Raw genomic sequence first — 23,582 nt, forward strand, 5'->3', positions numbered from 1 at the left:
GTTATTGCCTTGTTTCTAGCCACAATTTTACTTTGCTATTTATAGCTTGTAATTCTTCGATAATGCTTTGTTTTAAATCCGCTTTATCTTCTACAATATCCGTTGCTTCGTACTGTTTTGCTGCTTCAGTAAGCGTATTCATCTCAAGTAAAGCGGATGACCCCTTTATTCGATGAATGATCGCTTTGTCATCCATGCTTCCTTTTTCTAGTGCTTTGATCTCTTTCTGGAAGGTTTCAAAAACCACCAAAGCCATTTCCATCTGTTCTTTTTCGCCGCCAGAATTCAACCAATTCATATTTTCACTCGAGTCTGCTGTAGGCGGTTTAGCCACAATATATTGAGTCAATATTTGGCTAAGTTCATTGAGCGTGTATGGCTTATATAGTACATCATTCATACCGCAAGCCTGTGCTTTTTCTGCAATAATTCGAGAATCTTCCGCTGTACATCCAATAATGGGCAGCGAGCCAAACTTATCAGGCTGCGCTTTAATCGATTTGGCTAGCTCGAAGCCACTCATCAGTGGCATATGACAATCGGTTAATACTAGTGAGACGTGCTCAGTAAATTGCTCTAAGTATTCCTGAGCTTCTTGGCCATTGCTGACGATGTGGAACTCAACCCCAAGCCGTGCCAATTGTTTGTGCAGTAGCATCTGGTTGATCAGATCGTCATCAGCTACGAGGATTAAGCCTTGAGCGTCTTCGATCGCTTTGGTTGCGACAATATCATCTTGACGTGTCATTGCTGTCCAGCGTTCAAAGAGTCGGTCAGGATAAATATTACCCAAACATTTGTGCTCATTAGTCGCGTTCACACGTTTGCCTAGCCAGGCTGATAGCCATTGTGCTTCTCTCTCTGTATCAGCTAGCAAGTTTTCACCCAAATGGATCGTGCTTGGCTTACTGATGATTGGGATCATACACATCACGGTAGTGCCAATGCCAAAATCACTGTAAATATTTATCTCGCCACCCATGAGAGCAATCAGGTTCTTGGTAATACTCATACCAAGTCCTGTACCACCATAGCGACGTGAAATATCTTTATCTGCTTGGACAAAAGGTTCAAATACCGTTTCAAGCTGTGCGCTGGTCATGCCGCAGCCGGTATCGGCGATACTAATCGTCATCAGTTCTTCAGTGTTACTGATGCAGACAGTAATCGAACCAAACTTGGTAAACTTGAGGGCATTTGACAACAAGTTAGCCAGCACTTGATTGACGCGCATCGCATCCATTTCAATTTGATGGATGGCCGATGGGTGCCAATCTAAAACGAAATTTAAGCCTTTCACTTTTGCGACGGTCTCAAAACTTCGTAGAGAGGGGCACAGCTCTTGGTAAACGTTATGACTACGAATATCTATTTGCAGCTGTCGAGCTTCGATTTTCGAAAAATCAAGGATCTCGTTGACCTGACTTTTTAAACGTTGCGCAGAATGAACGGCGTTTTTGAGCAGCTCCGCATCTTGTGGTTTCTTTAAGTTAAATTGCAGTAGCTCCATCAATCCGAGCATCGCAGCAATCGGTGTGCGTAGTTCGTGGCTAACCACTGCAAGGAAATGATTTCTTGCTTCGATGGCTTGCATTGCTTGCTGATTTGAGAGTTGTAGATCAGCTTCGAACTGTTTCTCGACGGTAATATCATCGACTATCGTCATACGGTGGTTTGAGCCCAACTCAGGATGAATAATCGCTTGGTGACGAATATGAAAATAACGACCACTTAACGAGCCGTCGCTCACGTCGTAGTACAAAACTTCGTTACTTTCGGTGCTCAGTACATCACGAGTAAAACCGCAGGGTGTTACGGGGCTATTGGCGGCGTTCATCTGACAATCTTTTACTTTGTCACTGTAAACGGAGTTAGTAAAAACAATCTCTTCATTCTCATCGGTAATGAAAATGATGCTGGGCATATTATCGAGTAGCGTCGAAAGCCAACTGATTTCACTTTGTGATAATTGGTTAATTTTCTGGGTACGTTTTAGTCGACCAGACAATACCCCAAGGACAGCAATACCAATGAGGACAAAGACAGTCACCAGTACTAACGCCAAAACGACATAGTAATTGACCATATCTTTGCTGTATCCATAGTTTACAAATAGCTTACTATGGCCCTGTTTGAGCGTTTCAATTTCGCTTTGGTCAGTAATAACCAACATGCGAGATAGCATATTAAGCAGTAGTGCGGAATCTTTTCTAACCGACATCACCAGTGGAATGTCAAAATCCATGTAGCTCGGTTTTGGTAATGATTCAAACTGATGACTTGTACTCGTACCGTTGCTGTACAAATAGTCTTCTATGATCTCGCGGTCTAACAAAAGATGCGTAATTTTACCGGCGTTAAAATCAACCAACATATCCGCTGCACTCGAATAAACGATAACGGGTTCATGTCGCTCAATTTCGGCAATTTGCGGTTGCAGTGTATTAGTACGATCTAATACTGCCAGTATTCTTTTGGTGCCGGAGTTTTTGGCTTTGATTAAGCCGTATTCTACGGCAGTGTACTGTTCAGTCATCAGTTGTGTTTCAAGGTCAACACTAAAAATATTTTTCCCAGGCAATACATCGACCAAACCTTGTTCAAGCATCTCATCTATGTTTCGACCATTAGCCGGTACATATTCAAACTCAAAGAGTGTTTTTCTTTCTAAAAGATTGGTTAAATCATGCACATAGCCTCTAATGTCACCTGATTGCTCATCTAGGTATGAAAGAGGATAACTGTGCTCTTGAATTGTGTAGCGAATCGTTGAATTTTTTTGTTGGTTTTGTAGTAGTTGCCAATGGGCTATTTCGTTAAGCACATAGAGGTTTGACAACTTGATGTTAGTGAGCGCGAGTTGATGATTTTCAATCGCATCATCAAGCGTCCTTTTTAATTCTGTGCGATCTTTTGCCATCATTAGGCCGATATCAGCACTGCCCATATTGTAATCTAGGAAAATACGGCCGCTAGAATGTCGAGGGTCAAGAATGTACTGATTCACTTCGGTCAATGTCGTAATAGTAGCGTCGGCCATGTTGTGGCGTAACATCTGAGCCACGACATTTAATTTGTTTGAAGTAACGAATTTGGTTACACCAAACTTTTCTAATGCTTCACAATCTTCACCGCCACGTACACAAACCCAAGTCCACGAAGCTGGGTCTTGATCTTGCAGTTTTTCATCTGCCAACCAGATTATTTTCTTGAGGGAGATCAGAGGTTCGGAGAATTGGAAGTGTTTCCGACGTAATTCGCTACTCGCAAACCCAATGGTGACATCAACCTCATGATTATCTAATGCACTAAAAAGCGGCTCAAAATCATCGTAGCCGCGATAGACCAACTCGAGATTCAATACCTCCGTTAAAGTGATGAGAAAATCATGGTATAGCCCTGATGGTTTATCGATTCCCCCCCAATAAGGAGCCCACTTTGCTTCGGGCATGCCAACTACCAAACGATCGCTATTAACGTCGTCTGCATAACTTGGAGTAGTCAGTATGATGGAGTATAAAATGGTGAAGAAAATTAAGACAAATCGAAACACGTTCAGGGGGGTACTCAGGATAAATTCGGTCGGCGATTTTATCAGCTAATACCCCAAGGGCAAAGGAAAATTGAAGCTTAAATTTAACCTTTAAAAACAGTGGCTTATAGTTCGTGGGAATTAACTTACACGTCCTGGTTCTGCTGTTTTGTTGCGCAAGCGAATAGATTTATTTCAAGTTGCTCTTAATGAAATCGGTGGCGCATAAAATCGAGGAATGATCGCAAACGTTTAGGTTGATAGCGGTCTTTATGAAAAATCGCTGAAAAAGGCACGGAGGCGATTTTCCACTCTGGCATGAGCTCAATGAGTTCGCCACTTTCAATCTCTTTCTCGCAATACACCTTAGGAACTCGAATAATACCGTTACCCATTTTGGCCGCCTTAATTAAGGCGCGACCATTTTTACAGGTCAGCTTTCCTTTAACGTGAATCTCAACTGATTTATTGGTGGATTCAGGGTCCACAAAGCTCCACTTGGTGACAGAGCCAGTAAGTGTTCGATGTTGTTGGAGCTGTTTAGGATGGGTGAGTTCACCGTAATTGGTGACGTATTCAGGGCTTGCGAGTGTCACCATGTCGATATCCATTAAATGCTTGGCGACGAAACCCGCATCTTCCAAATTGCCCATGCGAAAAGCGATATCAAATTGATCATCAATGAGATCAATCCGATGGCTGGAAAAATCTAAATCTATCGTTACCTGAGGATGGATCGAGAGAAAATCAGCAATGGCTGCCGCGATCACTTCTTCTCCTAAATAGCCACCAACACAGTTAACGCGCAATAAGCCTTGCACTTGTTCAGTGTCGTCAATCGCGGCAATTAAGGCTTGATCAATTTGATGTAACGCCGTTTCACATTGACGATAAAAACGTTCACCGGCTTGTGTTAAACGTAAAGTCCGCGTGGTACGTGTGAGAAGTGTTACTCCCATCTGTTTTTCTAGCGCGGTAATTTGCCGCGAAACATGTGAGCGCGAAACAGCCAAGGCATCGGCTGCTTTGGTGAAATTGCCAAGCTGCGCAATAAGTACGAACGAACGGATATCGGCAAGGTTAATTTGATTGAGCATCATATTGGCCTAAATTTAGTGGTAACGGACGCTTTTAATGGCAAAGCAATAGCTGCCTATCACTGGGCACATAGCAGCGGTAGGCAGTTCAGCAAGTCTTTCGTTTAATAGCGTTATTCTCTTATTGTTGCACAGAGGCAACAGTGAGTGAACTTAAATGCTATATATCAACGATAAAGGCTTTCGTAATATAGCGCCATCAGCAGGGGATAAGCCCTGACTTCTTATTAAAATGGTTTAACTCATTGGAGAACAACATGAAAAAGCTCGTTGTTATTACAGGTGCAAGTTCTGGTATTGGTGAAGCAATCGCACGTCGCATGAGCGATGCTGGCCATCCACTGTTGTTGATTGCGCGTCGTTTGGAACGCTTAGAGTCTCTTAACCTTCCGAATACTCTGTGTGAAAAAGTCGATGTACTCGATAAAGCTGCATTTGAAGCGGCGATCACTAAAGCGGAAGCGCAATTTGGTCCTGCAGATTGTATTGTTAATAATGCGGGTGTGATGCTGTTGAGCGAATTAGATGTGCAAGATCCTAATGAATGGAAACGCATGTTTGATGTGAACGTGATCGGCTTGATGAATGGTATGCAAGCGGTATTGGCACCAATGAAAGCACGTCGTAGCGGCACGATTATTAATATTAGCTCTGTGGCTGGCCGCAAAACCTTCCCTAATCATGCAGCTTACTGTGGAACCAAGTTTGCAGTACATGCTATCTCTGAAAATGTGCGCGAAGAAGTGGCTAATTTCGATGTACGTGTTACCACTATCGCTCCAGGAGCGGTTGAGACAGAGCTACTGTCACACACGAGTAATCAACAGATCAAAGATGGTTATGGTGACTGGAAAGAAGAGATGGGTGGTGTACTCGCGGCTGACGATATTGCCCGTGCTGTTGAGTATGCTTATGCACAGCCGCAAGGCGTGTGTGTACGTGAAGTAGTTATCGCGCCAACACGTCAACAACCTTAATCGATCGCTCTAGTTAATGAGAGATCTAAAATTGAGCCCCTCAATATGAGGGGCTTTTTTGTTTGTGAGTAATTAGTGACTAAATCTAAATAATTATACATTTATAGGATTTATATACTTTGGTTTTATTTTCGTTTTTATCAGCCAATTCTAGCTGACTTTAAAGAAATGACGGTGATTGATGAATGCCTTGTAAGCCTGATGTTAATACCTGTCGGGCTTTGGTTGTGGTTTGTGCGAAAAATCTCAACAAAACAGGTGATTTTAGAGCCTCAAGCTGTAACTCTGGTGTAAGTCGGAGTTATATGCCTACTTTTGGGTTTAATGTGGTTGTTTGTTGTGGTCATTAACGAATTGTGAGGAATTATTCAATTTTTTAATACATTTTTATGGAAAATTACTTTGGGGATTGCTAATGTGTGCCACAACCTTTGTAAGGTTTTAGTTATTTATGCTTGTTTATTGAGCTATTTAAAACTAAACCACTATCGTTCAGGTGGGCTTGCAAAGGAGTCATGGATGCAATAAAAAAACTTGGAGTTTTTACACATGTATAAGAATAAAATCACCCAAGCCCTTCTTCTAGGCGCTGGTCTGGCCGTAGCTGCCACTTCGACTGTTTCAATCGCGGCAGATGTTCCTGCTGGTACTAAACTTGCGCAAGTACAAGAGTTGGTTCGTGGTAACGGGACTGAAGTTGCAACGATCGACCCACATAAATCTCAAGGTGTACCAGAGTCTCATGTTATTGCTGATTTGCTTGAAGGCCTAGTGGGTCAAGATGCAAACGGTAATATTATTCCTGGTGTTGCCGATAGTTGGGAAACGGCAGACAACAAGACCTTTACCTTCCACCTACGCAAAGATGCGAAGTGGTCAAATGGTGATCCAGTAACCGCGCACGATTTTGTCTACAGTTTTCAGCGTTCTGTCGATCCGATGACCGCATCTCCTTACTCTTGGTACATGGAATACACCAAGATGAAAAATGCAAAGGATATCATTGCAGGTAAAGCCGATAAGAGCACCTTAGGTGTGAAAGCGCTCGATGACCAAACTTTGGTGGTTGAGTTAGACTCGCCAGTACCATACTTCGTAATGATGATGGGGCACACCACAACCAAACCGGTTCACAAAGCAACCGTTGAAAAGTTTGGTGATCAATGGACGAAGCCAGAAAACTTTGTTGGTAATGGTGCATTTGTCGTTGATAAATGGGTTGTGAATGAGCGTCTAGTTCTTAAGCGTAACGAGCAATACTGGGATAACGATAAGACCGTACTGAACCAAGTTACGTTCTTGCCAATTGAAAACCAAGTAACGGAGATGAACCGTTTCTTGTCAGGCGAAATTGATTTTACTAACGAACTGCCGTTGGAGCATTTCAAACGCCTAAGCAAAGAGCACCCAGAATCAGTTTCTGTCGTGGGTAACCTTTGTACTTACTACTACCTATTTAACACTAAGAAAGCCCCGTTTGATGACGTTCGCGTTCGTCAGGCAGTTTCTTACACCATCGACCGTAACATCGTTGCGAATGCGATCATGGGACAAGGTCAAAAACCTGCATATTTCCTAACACCTGAAATCACTGCTGGTTTTGATCCTGAAATGCCAGCATACGGTCAGATGAGTCAACAAGAGCGCAACGCTGAAGCGAAGCGTCTATTGGAAGAAGCGGGTTACGGAAAAGATAACCCTCTGAAATTCACTCTGCTTTACAACACGTCAGAGAACCACAAAAAAGTGGCGATCGCATTAGGTTCTATGTGGAAAAAATCACTGGGCCTTAATGTTACGCTTGAAAACCAAGAGTGGAAAACTTACCTATCAACTAAAGATTCAGGCAACTTCGAAATTGCTCGTGCTGGCTGGTGTGGTGACTACAACGAAGCGTCTTCGTTCCTAACTCTAATGAAGAGTGGTAACACGACCGGTGGTATTCACTACGATAGCAAAGCGTACGACGATTTGATGGAACGCGCGATCACCTCAACATCTGAAGAAGAGCGTAAAGCCCTTTATAGTGAAGCTGAGAAGTTGATGGCGAAAGACATGCCTATCGCTCCTATCTACCAGTACGTGAAATCACGTCTACTTTCTCCTAAGGTTGGTGGCTTCCCAGCAAACAACCCAGAAGAGAAAATCTACTCGAAAGATCTGTACATCATCGAGTAATTCTTCACCCGATAGAACTATAAAAATAGAGCCACTGCATAACGCGTTAAGCGCATGCAGTGGCCAATTGTACCTTGGTTTATCGAGAGGCTAAGCAGGATAGCTGCGCCTGTCGCCAGGTACACATTCATACATTTTACTGTCACAGACTGAAAGAGTGAGTTTATGCTTAAATTCATCGCAAAAAGGATATTTGAAGCGATCCCAACTATGTTGGTGTTGATCACAGTATCTTTCTTTCTCATGCGTTTCGCACCGGGTAACCCATTTTCAAGCGAACGTCCTTTACCACCAGAAGTCATGGCTAACATTGAAGCGAAATACGGCCTAGATAAGCCGGTCGCTGAGCAATATTTCACCTACCTAACAAACGTTATCCAAGGTGATTTTGGCCCGTCTTTTAAATACCTTGATTACTCAGTTAACGAGTTGATGGCGGATGCACTGCCTGTCTCGGCGAAAGTGGGGGTGATTGCCTTTATCTTCACCGTCATTCTTGGTGTCTCGATCGGTACTTTTGCTGCCCTGCGGCAAAATAGCATCGTTGACTACGCCATTATGTCGACGGCGATGCTTGGGGTGGTATTGCCCTCCTTTGTATTAGCGCCAGCACTGATCTATCTATTTTCACTGCATTGGAAAATATTCCCTGCTGGTGGGTGGCAAGATGGTGGTTTCGAATATCTCGTTCTGCCTGTTATCGCCATGTCTTTACTTTACGTTGCAACCTTCGCTCGTATTACGCGTGGTTCAATGATTGAAACCTTAAACAGTAACTTTATTCGTACCGCACGTGCGAAAGGTTTGAGCTACCCGTATATCGTGGTGAAACACGCTCTGAAACCTGCATTGTTACCTGTTGTGTCATACATGGGGCCTGCGTTTGTCGGCATTATCACCGGTTCGGTTGTGGTAGAAACCATTTTTGGTCTGCCAGGTATAGGTAAGCTGTTTGTGAATGCTGCCTTCAACCGTGACTATTCGCTAGTAATGGGTGTCACCATTTTAATTGGTTTCCTCTTTATTTTATTCAACGCCATCGTTGATATTTTACTAGCAATGATCGACCCGAAAATTCGCTACTAGCAGGGATGTATGGTTATGTTGACGAAAAAAGAAAACCTTGAAGCGATCGAAAAGTTCTCAGAGAACTTAGAAATTGAAGGTCGCAGTTTATGGCAAGACGCTCGTATCCGCTTTATGCGTAACAAAGCGGCAATGGTGAGTTTGTTTATTTTAGTGTTGATGACATTGGCAGTAGTCTTTTTGCCAATGTTTTCACCGTATGCCTTTGATGATACTGATTGGTATGCGATGCACGTTGGGCCGAATGCTGAACACTGGTTTGGTACCGACAGTTTGGGTCGTGATTTATACGTACGTACGTTAGTGGGTGGTCGCATCTCCTTGATGGTGGGTGTGATGGGCGCTTTTGTTGCCGTCCTTATTGGTACGCTTTACGGCGCTGCTTCTGGTTTTATTGGCGGTAAAGTGGATCGCATCATGATGCGTATTCTCGAGATTCTATACGCCGTACCATTCATGTTCCTTGTGATTGTTTTGGTCACTTTCTTTGGTCGTAATATCGTGCTGATTTTCGTTGCGATCGGTGCGATTGCGTGGCTCGACATGGCGCGTATTGTACGTGGTCAAACACTGAGTTTACGTAGCAAAGAGTTTATCGAAGCGGCGCATGTGTGTGGAGTCAGTAACTGGAAGATCATCACTCGTCATATTGTGCCGAACGTTTTGGGTATTGTAGCGGTTTACTCAACCTTACTTATCCCAAGTATGATTTTGACGGAATCTTTCCTTTCATTCCTTGGTCTTGGTGTTCAAGAGCCGATGACAAGTTGGGGCGCGCTGCTACAAGAAGGCTCGCAAACGATGGAAATTGCAATCTGGCAGCTGGCGTTCCCAGCCTCGTTCATGGTTGTGACTCTATTCTGCTTCAACTACGTTGGTGATGGCCTGCGCGATGCGCTGGATCCTAAAGACAGATAATCAATAATAACGATGATAAGGAAGCGAAGATGAGCTTATTAGATGTCAAAGATCTGCGCGTCGAGTTTACCACTCAAGATGGTATTGTAACCGCAGTTAACGATTTGAATTTTTCACTCAATCAAGGTGAGACCCTTGGTATTGTGGGTGAGTCAGGCTCTGGTAAATCACAAACGGTGTTTGCCATTATGGGTCTGCTAGCGAAAAACGGCATTATTTCCGGTAGTGCTAAGTTTGAAGGTCGTGAAATTCTTAATTTGCCAGAAAAAGAGCTAAACAAAGTTCGTGCTGAGCAAATTGCGATGATTTTCCAAGATCCAATGACCTCACTTAACCCATACATGAAAGTCAGTGACCAGCTTATGGAAGTACTGATGCTGCATAAAGGTATGGGGAAAGCAGAAGCGTTTGAAGAATCAGTACGCATGCTGGAAGCGGTAAAAATCCCTGAAGCGCGTAAACGTATCACCATGTACCCGCACGAGTTTTCAGGCGGTATGCGCCAACGTGTGATGATTGCAATGGCACTGCTGTGTCGCCCTAAGTTGCTGATTGCCGATGAACCAACCACCGCACTGGATGTGACGGTTCAAGCGCAAATCATGGATTTGCTTAATGAGCTGAAACAAGAGTTCAACACGGCGATTATCATGATCACGCACGACTTGGGTGTGGTTGCCGGTTCATGTGACAAAGTACTGGTAATGTATGCTGGCCGTACCATGGAATATGGCTCGGTGGACGATATTTTCTACAACCCAAGCCACCCGTATGCGGAAGGTCTGTTAAGAGCGATCCCGCGTTTAGATACGGAAGGTGAAATACTCCCAACCATCCCGGGTAACCCGCCAAACTTACTACGTTTGCCAACTGGCTGCCCGTATCAAGAGCGTTGTCACCGAGTTACCGAGCGTTGCTCTAAAGAAGCGCCTATCTTGTTGCCATTTGGCGATGATCGTCAGCGCGCGTGTTTTTCTGATTGGGAGGCTTGGAACCGATGAGCACAGATAAAAAATTACTACTGGACGTTAGAGATCTTAAAGTTCACTTCAGCATTGCCTCTAAATCGGCATGGCCATGGGCTAAACCTGCCAGCTTGAAAGCGGTGGATGGCGTCAATGTTCGCCTGTATGAGGGTGAAACCTTAGGCGTTGTGGGTGAGTCCGGCTGTGGTAAATCCACCTTTGCTCGCGCCATTATCGGCTTGGTTGAAGCGACGGAAGGCGAAGTGGTGTGGCTAGGTCAAGATTTGACTAAAATGCGCAGTGTGCAACGCCGTGAAACGCGCAAAGAAATCCAGATGATCTTCCAAGATCCGCTGGCGTCACTCAACCCGCGTATGACCGTTGGCGACATCATTGCTGAGCCACTAGAAACCTTCTACCCAGAGCTTTCAAAGCAACAGGTCAAAGATAGCGTAAAAGAGATGATGACTAAGGTTGGCCTGCTACCGAACGTGATTAACCGCTATCCGCATGAATTTTCTGGCGGTCAATGTCAGCGTATTGGTATCGCACGAGCACTGATCTTAAAACCAAAAATGATCATTTGTGACGAACCGGTATCTGCACTGGACGTTTCAATCCAAGCTCAGGTAGTTAACCTGCTGAAAGAGTTGCAAAAAGAGCTTGGTTTGTCGCTGGTCTTTATTGCTCATGACTTATCCGTGGTGAAGCATATCTCTGATCGCGTGTTGGTGATGTATTTGGGTAACGAAGTGGAGTTGGGTGAATCGGACGCGCTATTTGCCGATCCTAAGCATCCTTACACGCGCGCTTTGATGTCGGCTGTACCAATCCCTGATCCAAAGTTGGAACGCGAGAAGACAATACAAATGCTGGAAGGTGATTTGCCATCGCCAATCAATCCTCCATCTGGCTGTGTGTTCCGCACCCGTTGTCCACAAGCTACCGAGATTTGTGCGCAGAAAAAGCCACAATTACAAGGTTCAGATGTTCACGCTGTGGCTTGTTTGAACGTCAGCGTTTAGGTGGTTTGCATTAAATCATTGTGATGATTTCGCCTGTGACAGGCATAAGCGCGGCTTCTTTGTAGGTCGCGCTTTTTTTATCTGATGATAATGCAAACGTTAAATTGGTACTAAAAGCCACTGTTAAATTGTGGTTTTATTATAATTGTGAACTATATCAACAATCTGTATGGCGTGCGCTTGATCTCACTCTTAGACTGCTATTTAATCCGCGGCGCGCAATATCGCGTTATGACACATTGATAGCATGTTAACGTAAATGAAAAATACTCTTGTTGCTTCGGCCCTAGTCGGCCTTCTTTCTTCTTCTCCTGTTTGGTCCGCTACCACTCTTAATATCTACAACTGGTCTGAGTATCTTCCTCAATCGATCATTGAAGATTTCACAAAAGAAACCGGTATTAAAGTTAATTACGCTACGTTTGAAAGTAATGAAACCATGTACGCTAAGCTTAAGCTTATCGATGGTGAAGGTTACGATATCGTAGTGCCATCGACCTACTATGTATCCAAATTGGCGAACGATGGACTATTGCATCGTATTGATAAATCGAAAATCGACACTTTCGCACAGCTAGATTCAAGCATCATGAATCAAAGCTTTGATCCACAGAACAACTACTCTTTGCCTTACATGTGGGGCAGTACTGCCATCGGTTATAATTCTGAAGTGATCGACGGTAGTCAACTGACTGGTTGGGCAGATTTGTGGAACAGTGAGTACGCAGGCCAACTGCTGCTGACCGATGACGTGCGTGATGTAATGGGCATGGCATTGATCTTAGGCGGTCATAGCGTGAACTCCCAAGATACCGATGAATTGCAACAAGCGTATGAGCGCTTAACCAGCTTAAAACCTAACGTTATGGTGTTTAACTCCGATGCACCGCACGTGCCACTGATCACCGGTGAAGTGAATGTGGGTATGCAGTGGAATGGTACGGCTTACCGCGCCCAGCAAGAAAATCCAGCGATTCGCTTTGTTTACCCACGCGAAGGGGCGATTTTCTGGATGGACAACATCGTGATTCCAGAAAAAGCACAGAATAAAGAAGCGGCTTACGCTTTCATTAACTTCTTACTTGAGCCAGAAAATCAGGCGACGGTGGTAAAAGAGATCGGTTATGCTGTGCCAAATTTACAGGCGCTGGCACATTTGCCGACAGAAATTCGCGATAGCGAAATCATTTTCCCGCCAGCGGACGTTAAACAAAAAGGCCAATTTCTTGGTAGTGTCGGTGACGCAGTAGGATCTTATGAGCGTTACTGGATGGAGCTCAAAAAGTAGTGAAAGTTATTTACAGCGAGAAGCAGCGTTTACACCGAGTGAAGTATGAGTTTCTTTCCGGTGAACCAACCGCGTGCTTTGAAAAACCTGAACGTGCTGACATGGTGCTAAACGCGATTGATCAGCATGGTGGTTTTAGTGTGATTGCGCCTAATAGTTATGGCACCGAACCAATGCAGTGGGTTCATACCGCTGATTATGTTGAGTTCCTGCAATCGGCTTGGTCAGAGTGGGAAGCGCGTTTTGGTAGCGAACACGATGCTTCGCCTTATTGTTTTATTAGCCCACGTCATTTGCGCCATCGTATCCCGAAAGATATCGAAGGAAAGTTGGGCTATTACAGTTTCGACATGACGGCTGCGATCACCAAAACCAGTTGGGAAGCGATTCAGTCTGCAACAGATTGTGCTTTAACCGCTGCTGATTTGATCATGCAAGGTGAGCAAGCAGTATTCGCACTGTGCCGCCCACCGGGTCACCATGCAGCGCCTGATTTAATGGGCGGTTACTGCTACATCAACAATGCTGCGATTGCTGCTGAATCACTGCGTCGTCAAGGCAAAGGGAAAGTCGCGATTTTGGACGTTGATTACCATCATGGTAATGGTACGCAAAGCATCTTCTACGAACGTGATGATGTGTTGTTTGTGTCGATTCATGGCGACCCTGACTACGATTACCCGCACTATATTGGCTTTGCTGATGAAGTGGGAGAAGGGGCAGGTGAAGGCTATAACCTCAATCTGCCGTTACCACAAGGTAAAACCGACTGGACGTTGTATGGCCCAGCATTACAAACCGCGTTGGAAAAAATCCAACAGTTTGGCGCGGATGCTTTGGTGATCTCTTTGGGTATGGATACCTACGAGCACGATCCAATCAGTTACTTCAAACTAAATCGCGATAACTATGCTGAAATTGGTCGTCAATTAGGCCAGTTGCAATTGCCAACCTTGTTTGTATTTGAAGGTGGTTATGCGGTGGATGACCTTGGCCATAATACAGTCGCAGTATTAGATGGTTATATGAACTCTCCAGCGTAAGTCAGTTCTGAATACGGAATGCATGATAATCGCCCACTTTAAGTGGGCGTTTTTTTATTTGGGGATCCAGCGACGTATTTACCCTCGCTTCATTTGAAAAAACTGACCATCTTCGGCAATTTCTTCCGCTTATCTATCGTGATTCGCTGATTATACTGATTAATAGTGAATACGATTAAGGAGCGAATAAAATGGGACAATTGGTTAACGGCGTTTGGCACGATACCTGGTATGACACCAAAAATAATGGCGGCAAGTTTGTCCGTGAAGACGCGGGTTTTCGTGATTGGGTGCAGGACAACCCACAAGCCAAGTTTCAACCAGAATCCGGTCGCTACCATCTTTATGTTTCCCTTGCTTGCCCTTGGGCTCACCGCACGCTTATCTTACGAACGCTAAAAGGGCTAGAGCCACACATCGATGTGACGGTTGTCTGCCCTGATATGCTCAGTGAAGGCTGGCAAATGGGCTTGCCTGAACCCTTATTTGGTCACACCCTGCTGCATCAAATTTACACCCAAGCGAAGGTTGATTACACGGGTAGAGTGACGGTGCCCGTCTTATGGGATAAGAAAACTCAAACGATTGTGAGTAATGAGTCATCAGAGATCATCCGCATGTTTAACCGCGAGTTTGATTGCCTTACTGGTAATGTGGATGATTACTATCCGCAGCATCTACGTAGCGTAATTGATGAGTGGAATGATTATATTTATCCGGCCATTAATAATGGCGTGTATCGTTGTGGTTTTGCCACTACCCAAGAGGCTTATGAAGAAGCGTATCAGCAGTTGTTTGAGGCGCTTGATCGAGTAGATCGTCATCTTGAAACGCATCGTTACCTTGCGGGTAACCAAATCACCGAAGCGGATTGGCGTTTGTTCACCACATTGATTCGTTTCGATGCGGTCTATGTAGGTCATTTCAAATGCAATAAGCAGCGCATCCAAGACTATCCTAATCTAAATGGCTACCTTAAAGAGCTCTATCAGGTAGATGGGATCGCGCAAACGACAGACTTTTACCACATCAAGCGTCATTATTATTTTAGCCATACCAGTATTAATCCCACTCAAATTGTGCCGCAAGGGCCGCAATTAGATTTGGAGTCTCCTCACGGGCGGATGCATCTGTAGGCTAATCAATCGTTGTGATCGACGAGTGTCATCTTATGCTGTGGGTGAAGATCCGCAAGCAAGTTCTTACCCTGCTGGGCAAGATCTTGCTTGTTAGGGCAATAACTTGCTCAGTAAAACTAGCGGCCAAGTCTAACTGATTGATATTAATTGTTATTTTCTTTGGCATTATTCTTGAATTTACTCATCAAACGGAGTGTCACTTAACCCAATCGCTAATCAATAGCATAACGTTATTTCTAAATCGGTGGTTTTTGTACCGAATGTCTAAATATCGAAGTGGCCGTTACCTCTTAAGATTCATTTTTCTTGAGAGATTTTGCTGTTTAGATCATAAGGAATAGTGATGGCAACATTAGCATTCACCATTAAAATTAATGGCTTGGAAGATGACACTTTAGTTGTTCGTCAATTTGAAGGTCATGAGACGCTCTCTGAGGGTGAGTTTGCCAATAAGTCTTGCTATGGCTTTCGCTACCAAGTTGAGCTTGCCAGTCGCCGTTCAGACTTAACGCCGGATGACATCGTCGATCAACCCGTCGAGTTAACAATGTATCGCAATGGCCAATGTGTGCAGCGGGTGCATGGTATTGTGCGCAGCTTTTCTCAAGGGGATATTGGTCATCATCATACTTTCTATTCTCTTACGATAGTCCCCGCGCTAGAGCGTTTATCTTTAAGGCAAAATAGCCGTATTTTCCAGTTGCAAACCGTACCTGAAATCATCTCGGTGCTATTGCAAGAGATGGGTATTCAAGATTACGCCTTTGCCTTAACGCGAGAGTGTTTGCCGCGAGAGTTCTGCATTCAATATCGAGAAACTGATTTAGCGTTTATTCAGCGCCTAGCGGCTGAAGAGGGGCTGGTATACAACTTTGAACATGTTGATGGGAAACACTCGGTAATTTTTAGTGATGCAACCGAGTTGTTGCCGAGTTTGGAGATGCCCATTACCTATAATGCGCAGGCTGGTGGGGTTGCTGACACGCCGTATATCCATGCTCTACAAAGCCAAACGCAAGCAGAAGTGGCGCAAGTGACGCTGCATGATCGTAGCTTTAAAAAACCAACCTACCGTTTTGCCCAACATGCCCAAGCAAGCGAGCTGGATTATCAGCGTGATGACTACGAGCACTTTGATTTTCCAGGGCGTTATAAACAGGATCAAAGTGGTAAGGCGTTTAACCAGATTCGATTGGATTACCTGAGAAGAGAAGCGCACACCGCCAATGGACAAAGTAATCAGCCTTTGCTTCGAGCGGGCTACCGATTTGATCTGCAAGATTACTTAAACCCAGAGTTTAACCGCGAGTGGCTGGTAGTTTCTGTTACGCATAAAGGCGAACAACCACAAGCACTCGAAGAAGGGGCTGGCAGCGGCGCAACAACTTATACCAATAATTTCAAACTAATCCCAGCTACGCAAGTATGGCGCGCCGTTCCTCAACCCAAACCACAAGTGGATGGGCCGATGATTGCGCTGGTGGTGGGGCCAGAAGGTGAAGAAATTTACTGTGATGAGCATGGCCGCGTAAAACTGCATTTCCCATGGGATCGCTATTCCAACGGCAATGAGCATAGTTCCTGCTGGGTACGAGTTTCACAAGGTTGGGCGGGCTCGCAATATGGCATGATGGCAATACCGCGGATTGGTCATGAAGTGATTGTTGAGTTTCTCAATGGCGACCCTGATCAGCCGATTGTGACTGGTCGAACTTATCATGCCACCAACGTCTCTCCTTATACGTTACCTGATCACAAAACCAAAACGGTGCTACGCAGCGAAACCCACCAAGGTGAAGGCTTTAACGAACTCAGTTTTGAAGATCAATCGGATGCAGAAAAAATCTACCTGCATGCGCAAAAAGACTTTGAAGCGGATGTACTTAACGACAGTACCACCCACATTAAACATGACAAGCACCTCACCATTGATAACGACCGTTTTAGCGAAATAAAAAACGATCATCACCTAACAGTAACAGGTGAAAGCCGCAGCAAGATCAGCAAAGATCAGACGCTGATTGTTGATGGCTCCATGCACATTAAAACGGGCAAGTTATGGGTCAATGATGTCGGTAGTGAAGTTCATGTAAAAGCCGGGGAAAAAGTCGTCATAGAAGCGGGTAGCGAGATCACCGTCAAAGCGGGCGGCAGCTTTGTCAAAATCGACCCCGCGGGCGTGCACATTGTTGGCGCAGCAATCAATCTAAATTCAGGCGGCAGCGCAAGTAGCGGTAGTGGCTATGCAGGGCAAGTGGCAGCGCTGCCGCTGGGGGTAGAATCGCCAGATAATCCACTCGAGATCCAGCAGATTCAAGTGCAGGCTTTAGAGGTTCAATCACCGCTAATTGGCTCGTCAACCGCTACGCCGTTGGCGATGTCGCCAGAAAAAACAATGTTACTGCATCAACAGGTTTTAGCGGACTTAGCAGCCGGTACACCCATCACACAAGTTTGCCAAAAAAGGCCAGACGACACCTGTCCTTTATCTGATTGCCCATGTGGGAAAAACCAATGAAAGCTCAACTCGCATGGCACAACAGTAAAAATGAATCAATTCGCTGGTACGCCTTAATCGGTTTTTATCCGGAGATGCATCAAATATTATTTCGTTCGATAAAAGGCCATAACGTTTGGCCATTGTATGTAAAAACCGCCTTAGACAGGTTACTCGAACATAGCCCCTATATTGTTGAACTGTTAGAAAATGATGAGATTATTAATACCTTGCCTAAGGAAAAAATGGTTCTTTTCGCAGCATCTACAGAGGTTACCTCAAGGCAAGTTGTTGATCACTTACGCCAGCGAATGACCATTATTTTTGATGGCAATAAAAAAGGACTGTTGCACTACTATCTGCCTGAAATAGCGAGCTACTTTTTTTCGGCAAATTCGAATGACACCGCGGACTGGCTGGGTATGTTAACGGGAGTGCAATGGTTTAATCAAATTGCAGGCCAAGAACCAGAATGGCTGAATATCAACAATGAATGGTATTCAGAAAAAAGTAAGGATTGGCTTTTAACGCCCGCTCAAGAAGAAAAACTGAATCAACAATGGGTAGATAAACTCATCGCGCAATGGGCACAAGCTGAGCAGGTGGCTTCTGTAGACTGGGATCGTTTACGCAGTGCCTACGTGCTGTCGGATCAATTGGATATAACGCAATTAAATGACGTTAAGCGAATTTTTTCATTTGTTACTGGTAGCGCTAAAGCGATACCTAACTTTTCAGAAGAGATGAGTGATATCAAGACGTTATCAGACAGCCAAAAAGTAGACTTATTAGAAACAAGGATGAAGGACATCAATCATGTCAGCTAAATTTGCCTCTAACCCCGCGTGTGCACCGATTATCCCTATTTACCCTGTCCGATACGCGTATATCAACATATTTGATGACCTTGTTCCCGCTGATAATCCGCCAGATGTCGCCGCGATGATGAATAGTAGAGAAGCCTCTAAAACAAAAGGTTATGCCATTCGGTTGCTGCGTGAGGGGTGGGTATATATACGAGAAGAAGACAGTAATCAATTACTGCATATTTTCAAATACACGCAAAAACAGAATGGAAAGTCGGTTACTGAGTGCTTCGAAAAATATCTATTTAAAAACAAAACCAATGCGCAAGATGGCTTAACGCTTGATAGCTCAGTAAAACAACTGCCCTTTGCCTTTGTTTCTGCTAACACGTCTAAAATCTCCATCGTCTACACTGAGCATGAATTGTCCCCCAACTTGATTGACAAGATGCACAGCAATCAAGAGGTGCGCACTCGCTCGATGCAGTTAATCGATCTGATACCAGAGCAAAGTAACCATTCTATTTCAGCCACGGCTGACAACCTAAAAAGTTTGGTTGAAGATTACCGTGATTTCCAGGATCGAATGTTAACGAAAATAGCAGGCGATGGTGACAAATTAGAACAATTTAGCCTTGATATTCTTACCACTCAACCAAGTTATGAGCTTGCTACCGATTTAATCGTTAAGCAGCTAGAGAAAGATTCTTGTAGCCAAGAACGAGCGCGAATAGTCACGCTATTTGATCCGGTTGGCAGGCAAATGGAGCTATCTCAGACTCATGCCAAGTTGGCAATTTGGGAAAATGACTACAACGCGATGAATTTGTACCCGTATACCATCGGAGAAATAGTAAACAAATTTTTAACCCACCAAAATCCAGATGTTAGGGAAATGGCTGCTGAGAATATCGACACTGTTAGCCACAAGCAGTATTGGTCAGCTATGCATCAGGAGCGTGAGCTATTCCGTTTACGGAGAGAGGAAGTTTTTAATCTATACAAAAAGTTTGCTACCGGAAAGACAGAAAAGAGTGATATTGGGTCATTGTCGGCCTATTTGGTGAACTTTATCGATTTAGAACCTTCAGTTAAGACTAACCGAGAGCAGGAAATTCAAAAACTAACAGAGCTTGGCTGTGCGATCTTTGAAGGTATTGCGACTTCGTCGGAAGGTGGTTCTCAATTCACCGAAATGATTTATCAGGCCTATGATGAAGATCTTAAAGCAGCAAACACGGTTAATTCTTATGCGCTATTCACGCAGTCTCTTGGGCGTTTAGTCACCACACCTCAAAGTGGATTTGATTGGGACAAAACGATTCACAAAGCGCTTGATAAAACGCTGTTATGGATCGGTCCAAAGTGGGCATTGATGTATGCCGATTACTTATATGGAAAACCGAGCGAATGGAGCCGAGCAAAGGCGAATGCATTGCAACACACTGCCGATGTATTGATACCAAAGGTATTAGAAGTACTCGGACTTAAACTTGATGGTTCTACAGTTAAACTCACTGGCGATGAGTTGGGGAAGTCATTAGCGAATGCGATTAATAAGCAAGTAAAACACGGCACTAGCAAAGGAAATCAAGCGAGTGAATCGATTATAGAGGCAGCCAAAAGCAAAATGAAAACGGGTCAATATCTGTTTGATTGGGGGCAGTCAGAAAAACATGGCGCAATGGCTGAATATGATAGCAAGGTTAAAAAGTGGGCATTGGCGCAGGTCAAATCAATTCACTCATCTTCAGAGCGTATTGCTTTTCTAACTGATATTACAGATTCGACAAATCAATCGACGACGGGAAAAATTGGCATACTGTTTGATGGCAGCTTTGCTGGCTTATCTGCTTTTTTCAACATCACGACCATAAAATCGATTGTTTTTCAGACTGAGTACGATGAGAGAGAACCTTTAAAACATGCAGGGCAACGTTATCAAGCAATTCAGATGGTTTCTACTATTTCGGCTCTTACTGTTGATACATTAGCCGTTGCGCGAACGGGAATGGTCGTAGGGCAAGTGGCAACCAAACTGTTACCTTCGGGTATAGCACTTCGGTTACTACCAGGCTTGAACAGTGGTGCAGAGCAGCTGAGTAAGCTATTGGCGGGTAGAATCGCTCTAGGATTAATTGCGGTGGCCAATTTTACAGCGGCAGCAACATCTTTTTATGATTCTTGGCATAGTTTTCATGATGGTCAGACTGAGGTGGCAATTGGCCAAGCAGCAACAGGGATTGGTTTGTCACTTCTATTTGTTGGCAGCACTAAATTTTTCATGAATTTAGCGGGGGGCCTGACGATTAGTGGTGTAGGAGTGCCGGCTGCTGTGGCATGTGCAGGGATTGCAATCATGATTGCGGGGGTAGGATTAGTGTTCACCTTTGAGAAAAATGCGCTTGAGACGCTTCTTTATTATTGCTTTTGGGGAAAAAGCAAACGATATCCGTTTTGGGAGTTCACGAATGGTAATGAACTTTCAGTTGGTAAGAGAATTCCTCGAGCCAGATTGTTGAATACAGATCAGTTGGTTAACAATGCTTATCAGATCGAATTACAAGAGTTTATGAATTTATTAGCAATGCCCCAACTCACGTTCGATACGCTGTTCAAAAATAAACCAACGTACAATCATTGGAATGACATGATTGAGGAAGAACGAACCTACCGTTTTCAATTTGTGCTACCACAATTTCAACCTGGAATTTCAGAGCTACATGCAGGTATATATACTCGTTCCACCTCAAATGAGTATCTGCCCAAAACAGTCAGCGCGTACGATGCTGAGCTCACTAGTGCCTTTAAGGAGCTTGTCCGACAAGCGCTAGGAAATACATCTCAATCGAAGTACGAAAATGGCAAACTGCACCTAGATATAACCATGCGGACGAAACAAGAGATTAAATTAGTGTGGACGTATGCGCCTACTTCGGGGGTCATTGTTCCCCTGCGTTGGCTAAATGATGATGGTGAATTAGAATCACCTGCTGTAGGAATGGTAAATGAACAGTTTATGGAGGAACGTTAATGCGCCGTAGCCCTCAAAGAGCACCGTGGAAGCTTATATATGCTCGCCCCTTGTCTACTTGGTGGAATGATTTACGCAGCAATGTAAATATTGAACCGATGGACAAACCGTTACCACCGGTTATGTCAGTAACAGATACGATTATGGCGGTGAAAGGTGTCACTCAAATCGCGCGTCTTGTTTATATTTTACCGTTAGTCTTACTCACTTGGTTTGTATTCTATATCAGTGTGGACATTCTTTATCCGGTTAATATTCAAAATATAGAAAAAAGCACAAATCGTTTTATAGAAATGTCGAAAAAAAAATATGGTAATGATTATTTTGAAATAACTAAGGATGAGGTAGTGCTTGAGATTTATCAAGAGGTTGGCGAAGATGGGAAAATGAGCTTTCATGAGTACCTAGATTATCGTAAAAATCAAGAGGGCGGATATCAAAGTTTGATAATAAAATTGATATGTTCAATCGTGGCTCTATTGCTTGCACTGTATGCAACATATTATGTGGTTTTCTTACCTCGCCTAGCGGATTTCTATTTTGATCGAGAGCGGAAAATAGTTTACACGTGGCATCAAAATAGAGTGATAGCCTGTAGATTCGAGAATTTAGGCATTATGGAGAATAAATTCGGGTTGTCGATGTTTATGTATGGAGAGTTCCCAAAGCGAGGGACATATCAACATGTACACCGTTTTATGCAACCAACAGAAAAAGGCTACTTTGTTACTGAAGACGATAACAGCTACTTTCTTGCCACCGCGCTTAAGTTTATGGAAGAGGGGAAAAATGCGATTATTAAAGGTGATGAATTCCATCGCTCTCAATATTTCTTTCTACGTGAAGACCCTAAACCTGAAGATTTTGAACAGCGACTTGAAGAAGTGTTAAAGCGTGAGCACGCACTTGTTGATATTTACGTTAAGAACGTGAGTAGACAAGCGAACGAAGATAAGAAGTTTTTTTGATGTCTTCACTGCGAATCCCAGATCTTTATGCAAATTTAAAGGTAGTGAATTAATGCGCCGTAATAAAGAGAGAGCACCATGTAATATAAGATCGGGGTCAGGTCTTGCTTTTTGCTTTCTTGTTTAGGGTGGTCTAGTTTTTAATTAGTCCGTTTTTTGTTCAAGGGAGAAGAGGATGAGTAGACCATTACGGATAGAGTATGCAGGTGCGCTGTATCACGTAACCTCACGCGGTAATGCTCGGCAGCCCATCTATCTTGATGAGCAAGACTTTGACTTGTTTCTTGAGGTGCTTTCCCAAACTTGTGAGCGATTTAACTGGGTGATACACAGTTACTGTTTGATGACTAATCATTACCATCTATTACTTGAAACACCTGATGGGAATCTAAGCAAAGGTATGCGCCAATTGAATGGAGTGTACACCCAAAAATTTAACCGTAAACACTGCCGAGTCGGCCACTTATATCAAGGCCGCTATAAAGCGGTACTCGTTGATAAATATGCATATCTGCTCGAAGTCGGTCGATACATTGTACTTAACCCCGTTCGTGCATATATGGTGGACTCTCCAGAAGAATACCCATGGAGCAGTTGGCATTTTACGATGGGAAATCAAGAAACGCCAAATTGGTTCGCTGTTGATCAAACCTTACTGCCATTTGGGCGCAAGCGTGCTGTAGCGAGAGAAAAATATCGACAGTTTGTACATGCAGGAGCCGGTGATAGTTTATGGGATAAGCTAAAACAGCAGATGTATTTAGGGAGCGATGAGTTTATAGCCCGTCATCAACTGGATTTGTCAGTTGAATCTGGAGATATCAGTGAGGTGCCAGCGTGTCAACGTCGAAAGCAGCCACGAGCATTAGTTGACTATCAGCAAATGGAAGAGACGAGGGATGGCGCGATCATTGCGGCATTTAATAGTGGAGGTTATACACAAAAAGAAATTGGTGAATTTTTTGGACTTCATTATTCTAGAGTTAGCCGCATAGTGACAAAAGGAAAGACCTGACCCCTTTGGTTTTT

Annotated in this window: 16 protein-coding genes; 14 read left to right on the forward strand and 2 right to left on the reverse strand. The window is 44.0% G+C overall.

The genetic code is table 11. The features are described from left to right. Position 1: 1 nt before the first annotated feature. Positions 2-3,451 carry an ATP-binding protein gene (locus RH88_RS11475; protein WP_005596053.1) on the reverse strand — a complete coding sequence of 1,150 codons (3,450 nt, stop codon included), beginning with the start codon at positions 3,449-3,451 and terminating at the stop codon, positions 2-4. A gap of 287 nt (positions 3,452-3,738) precedes the next feature. Next, positions 3,739-4,629: a LysR family transcriptional regulator gene (locus RH88_RS11480; protein ID WP_005596054.1), complete on the reverse strand. Its 891-nt coding sequence runs from the start codon at positions 4,627-4,629 to the stop codon at positions 3,739-3,741. A gap of 257 nt (positions 4,630-4,886) precedes the next feature. Here RH88_RS11480 and RH88_RS11485 point away from each other — a divergent pair, with 257 nt between their 5' ends. The 14 genes from RH88_RS11485 (at position 4,887) to RH88_RS11550 (ending at position 23,568) form a co-directional block, all read left to right on the forward strand. Further along, positions 4,887-5,606, forward strand: coding sequence for an SDR family oxidoreductase (locus RH88_RS11485; RefSeq protein ID WP_005596055.1), 720 nt, complete (start codon positions 4,887-4,889; stop codon positions 5,604-5,606). Positions 5,607-6,155: 549 nt separating this feature from the next. Further along, entirely contained in the window at positions 6,156-7,784 is a 1,629-nt protein-coding gene (locus tag RH88_RS11490; protein ID WP_005596056.1) for an ABC transporter substrate-binding protein, read from the forward strand. A gap of 165 nt (positions 7,785-7,949) precedes the next feature. After that, complete coding sequence (gene oppB / locus RH88_RS11495) at positions 7,950-8,870, forward strand: oligopeptide ABC transporter permease OppB (RefSeq protein WP_005596057.1); 921 nt, start codon at positions 7,950-7,952, stop codon at positions 8,868-8,870. Between the two features lie 15 nt (positions 8,871-8,885). Beyond that, positions 8,886-9,788: an oligopeptide ABC transporter permease OppC gene (oppC, locus tag RH88_RS11500; RefSeq protein WP_005596058.1), complete on the forward strand. Its 903-nt coding sequence runs from the start codon at positions 8,886-8,888 to the stop codon at positions 9,786-9,788. Between the two features lie 29 nt (positions 9,789-9,817). After that, positions 9,818-10,789 (forward strand): ABC transporter ATP-binding protein, encoded by a 972-nt coding sequence (gene oppD, locus RH88_RS11505; RefSeq protein WP_005596059.1) that lies wholly within the window; start codon positions 9,818-9,820, stop codon positions 10,787-10,789. After that, positions 10,786-11,778, forward strand: a complete 993-nt coding sequence (gene oppF, locus RH88_RS11510; RefSeq protein ID WP_005596060.1) for a murein tripeptide/oligopeptide ABC transporter ATP binding protein OppF — start codon at positions 10,786-10,788, stop codon at positions 11,776-11,778. Before oppD ends, oppF begins: the two co-directional genes overlap by 4 nt. Before the next feature lie 259 nt (positions 11,779-12,037). After that, entirely contained in the window at positions 12,038-13,066 is a 1,029-nt protein-coding gene (locus RH88_RS11515; RefSeq protein WP_005596061.1) for an ABC transporter substrate-binding protein, read from the forward strand. Beyond that, positions 13,066-14,109 carry a histone deacetylase family protein gene (locus RH88_RS11520; RefSeq protein ID WP_005596062.1) on the forward strand — a complete coding sequence of 348 codons (1,044 nt, stop codon included), beginning with the start codon at positions 13,066-13,068 and terminating at the stop codon, positions 14,107-14,109. The genes RH88_RS11515 and RH88_RS11520 overlap by 1 nt, the downstream gene beginning before the upstream one ends. A 191-nt stretch (positions 14,110-14,300) precedes the next feature. After that, complete coding sequence (locus RH88_RS11525; protein ID WP_005596063.1) at positions 14,301-15,245, forward strand: glutathione S-transferase family protein; 945 nt, start codon at positions 14,301-14,303, stop codon at positions 15,243-15,245. A gap of 346 nt (positions 15,246-15,591) precedes the next feature. Next, positions 15,592-17,766: a type VI secretion system Vgr family protein gene (locus tag RH88_RS11530; RefSeq protein ID WP_005596064.1), complete on the forward strand. Its 2,175-nt coding sequence runs from the start codon at positions 15,592-15,594 to the stop codon at positions 17,764-17,766. Then, complete coding sequence (locus RH88_RS11535) at positions 17,763-18,572, forward strand: DUF4123 domain-containing protein (protein WP_005596066.1); 810 nt, start codon at positions 17,763-17,765, stop codon at positions 18,570-18,572. Before RH88_RS11530 ends, RH88_RS11535 begins: the two co-directional genes overlap by 4 nt. Next, entirely contained in the window at positions 18,562-21,585 is a 3,024-nt protein-coding gene (locus RH88_RS11540; RefSeq protein ID WP_005596067.1) for a toxin VasX, read from the forward strand. The genes RH88_RS11535 and RH88_RS11540 overlap by 11 nt, the downstream gene beginning before the upstream one ends. Further along, positions 21,585-22,553: a hypothetical protein gene (locus RH88_RS11545; RefSeq protein ID WP_005596068.1), complete on the forward strand. Its 969-nt coding sequence runs from the start codon at positions 21,585-21,587 to the stop codon at positions 22,551-22,553. The genes RH88_RS11540 and RH88_RS11545 overlap by 1 nt, the downstream gene beginning before the upstream one ends. 175 nt (positions 22,554-22,728) lie before the next feature. Further along, positions 22,729-23,568, forward strand: coding sequence for an REP-associated tyrosine transposase (locus RH88_RS11550; protein ID WP_005596069.1), 840 nt, complete (start codon positions 22,729-22,731; stop codon positions 23,566-23,568). Positions 23,569-23,582: the final 14 nt, after the last annotated feature.

The organism is Vibrio scophthalmi LMG 19158, from assembly GCF_000222585.1.
Lineage (GTDB): Bacteria > Pseudomonadota > Gammaproteobacteria > Enterobacterales > Vibrionaceae > Vibrio > Vibrio scophthalmi.

Coding starts and splice junctions, on each gene's coding strand:
- RH88_RS11535 (WP_005596066.1), top strand. CDS start 17,763: ATGAAAGCTCAACTCGCATGGCACAACAGTAAAAATGAATCAATTCGC.
- RH88_RS11550 (WP_005596069.1), top strand. CDS start 22,729: ATGAGTAGACCATTACGGATAGAGTATGCAGGTGCGCTGTATCACGTA.
- RH88_RS11490 (WP_005596056.1), top strand. CDS start 6,156: ATGTATAAGAATAAAATCACCCAAGCCCTTCTTCTAGGCGCTGGTCTG.
- RH88_RS11475 (WP_005596053.1), bottom strand. CDS start 3,451: ATGCCCGAAGCAAAGTGGGCTCCTTATTGGGGGGGAATCGATAAACCA.
- oppB (WP_005596057.1), top strand. CDS start 7,950: ATGCTTAAATTCATCGCAAAAAGGATATTTGAAGCGATCCCAACTATG.
- RH88_RS11530 (WP_005596064.1), top strand. CDS start 15,592: ATGGCAACATTAGCATTCACCATTAAAATTAATGGCTTGGAAGATGAC.
- oppC (WP_005596058.1), top strand. CDS start 8,886: ATGTTGACGAAAAAAGAAAACCTTGAAGCGATCGAAAAGTTCTCAGAG.
- RH88_RS11540 (WP_005596067.1), top strand. CDS start 18,562: ATGTCAGCTAAATTTGCCTCTAACCCCGCGTGTGCACCGATTATCCCT.
- RH88_RS11545 (WP_005596068.1), top strand. CDS start 21,585: ATGCGCCGTAGCCCTCAAAGAGCACCGTGGAAGCTTATATATGCTCGC.
- oppD (WP_005596059.1), top strand. CDS start 9,818: ATGAGCTTATTAGATGTCAAAGATCTGCGCGTCGAGTTTACCACTCAA.
- RH88_RS11525 (WP_005596063.1), top strand. CDS start 14,301: ATGGGACAATTGGTTAACGGCGTTTGGCACGATACCTGGTATGACACC.
- RH88_RS11480 (WP_005596054.1), bottom strand. CDS start 4,629: ATGCTCAATCAAATTAACCTTGCCGATATCCGTTCGTTCGTACTTATT.
- RH88_RS11485 (WP_005596055.1), top strand. CDS start 4,887: ATGAAAAAGCTCGTTGTTATTACAGGTGCAAGTTCTGGTATTGGTGAA.
- oppF (WP_005596060.1), top strand. CDS start 10,786: ATGAGCACAGATAAAAAATTACTACTGGACGTTAGAGATCTTAAAGTT.
- RH88_RS11515 (WP_005596061.1), top strand. CDS start 12,038: ATGAAAAATACTCTTGTTGCTTCGGCCCTAGTCGGCCTTCTTTCTTCT.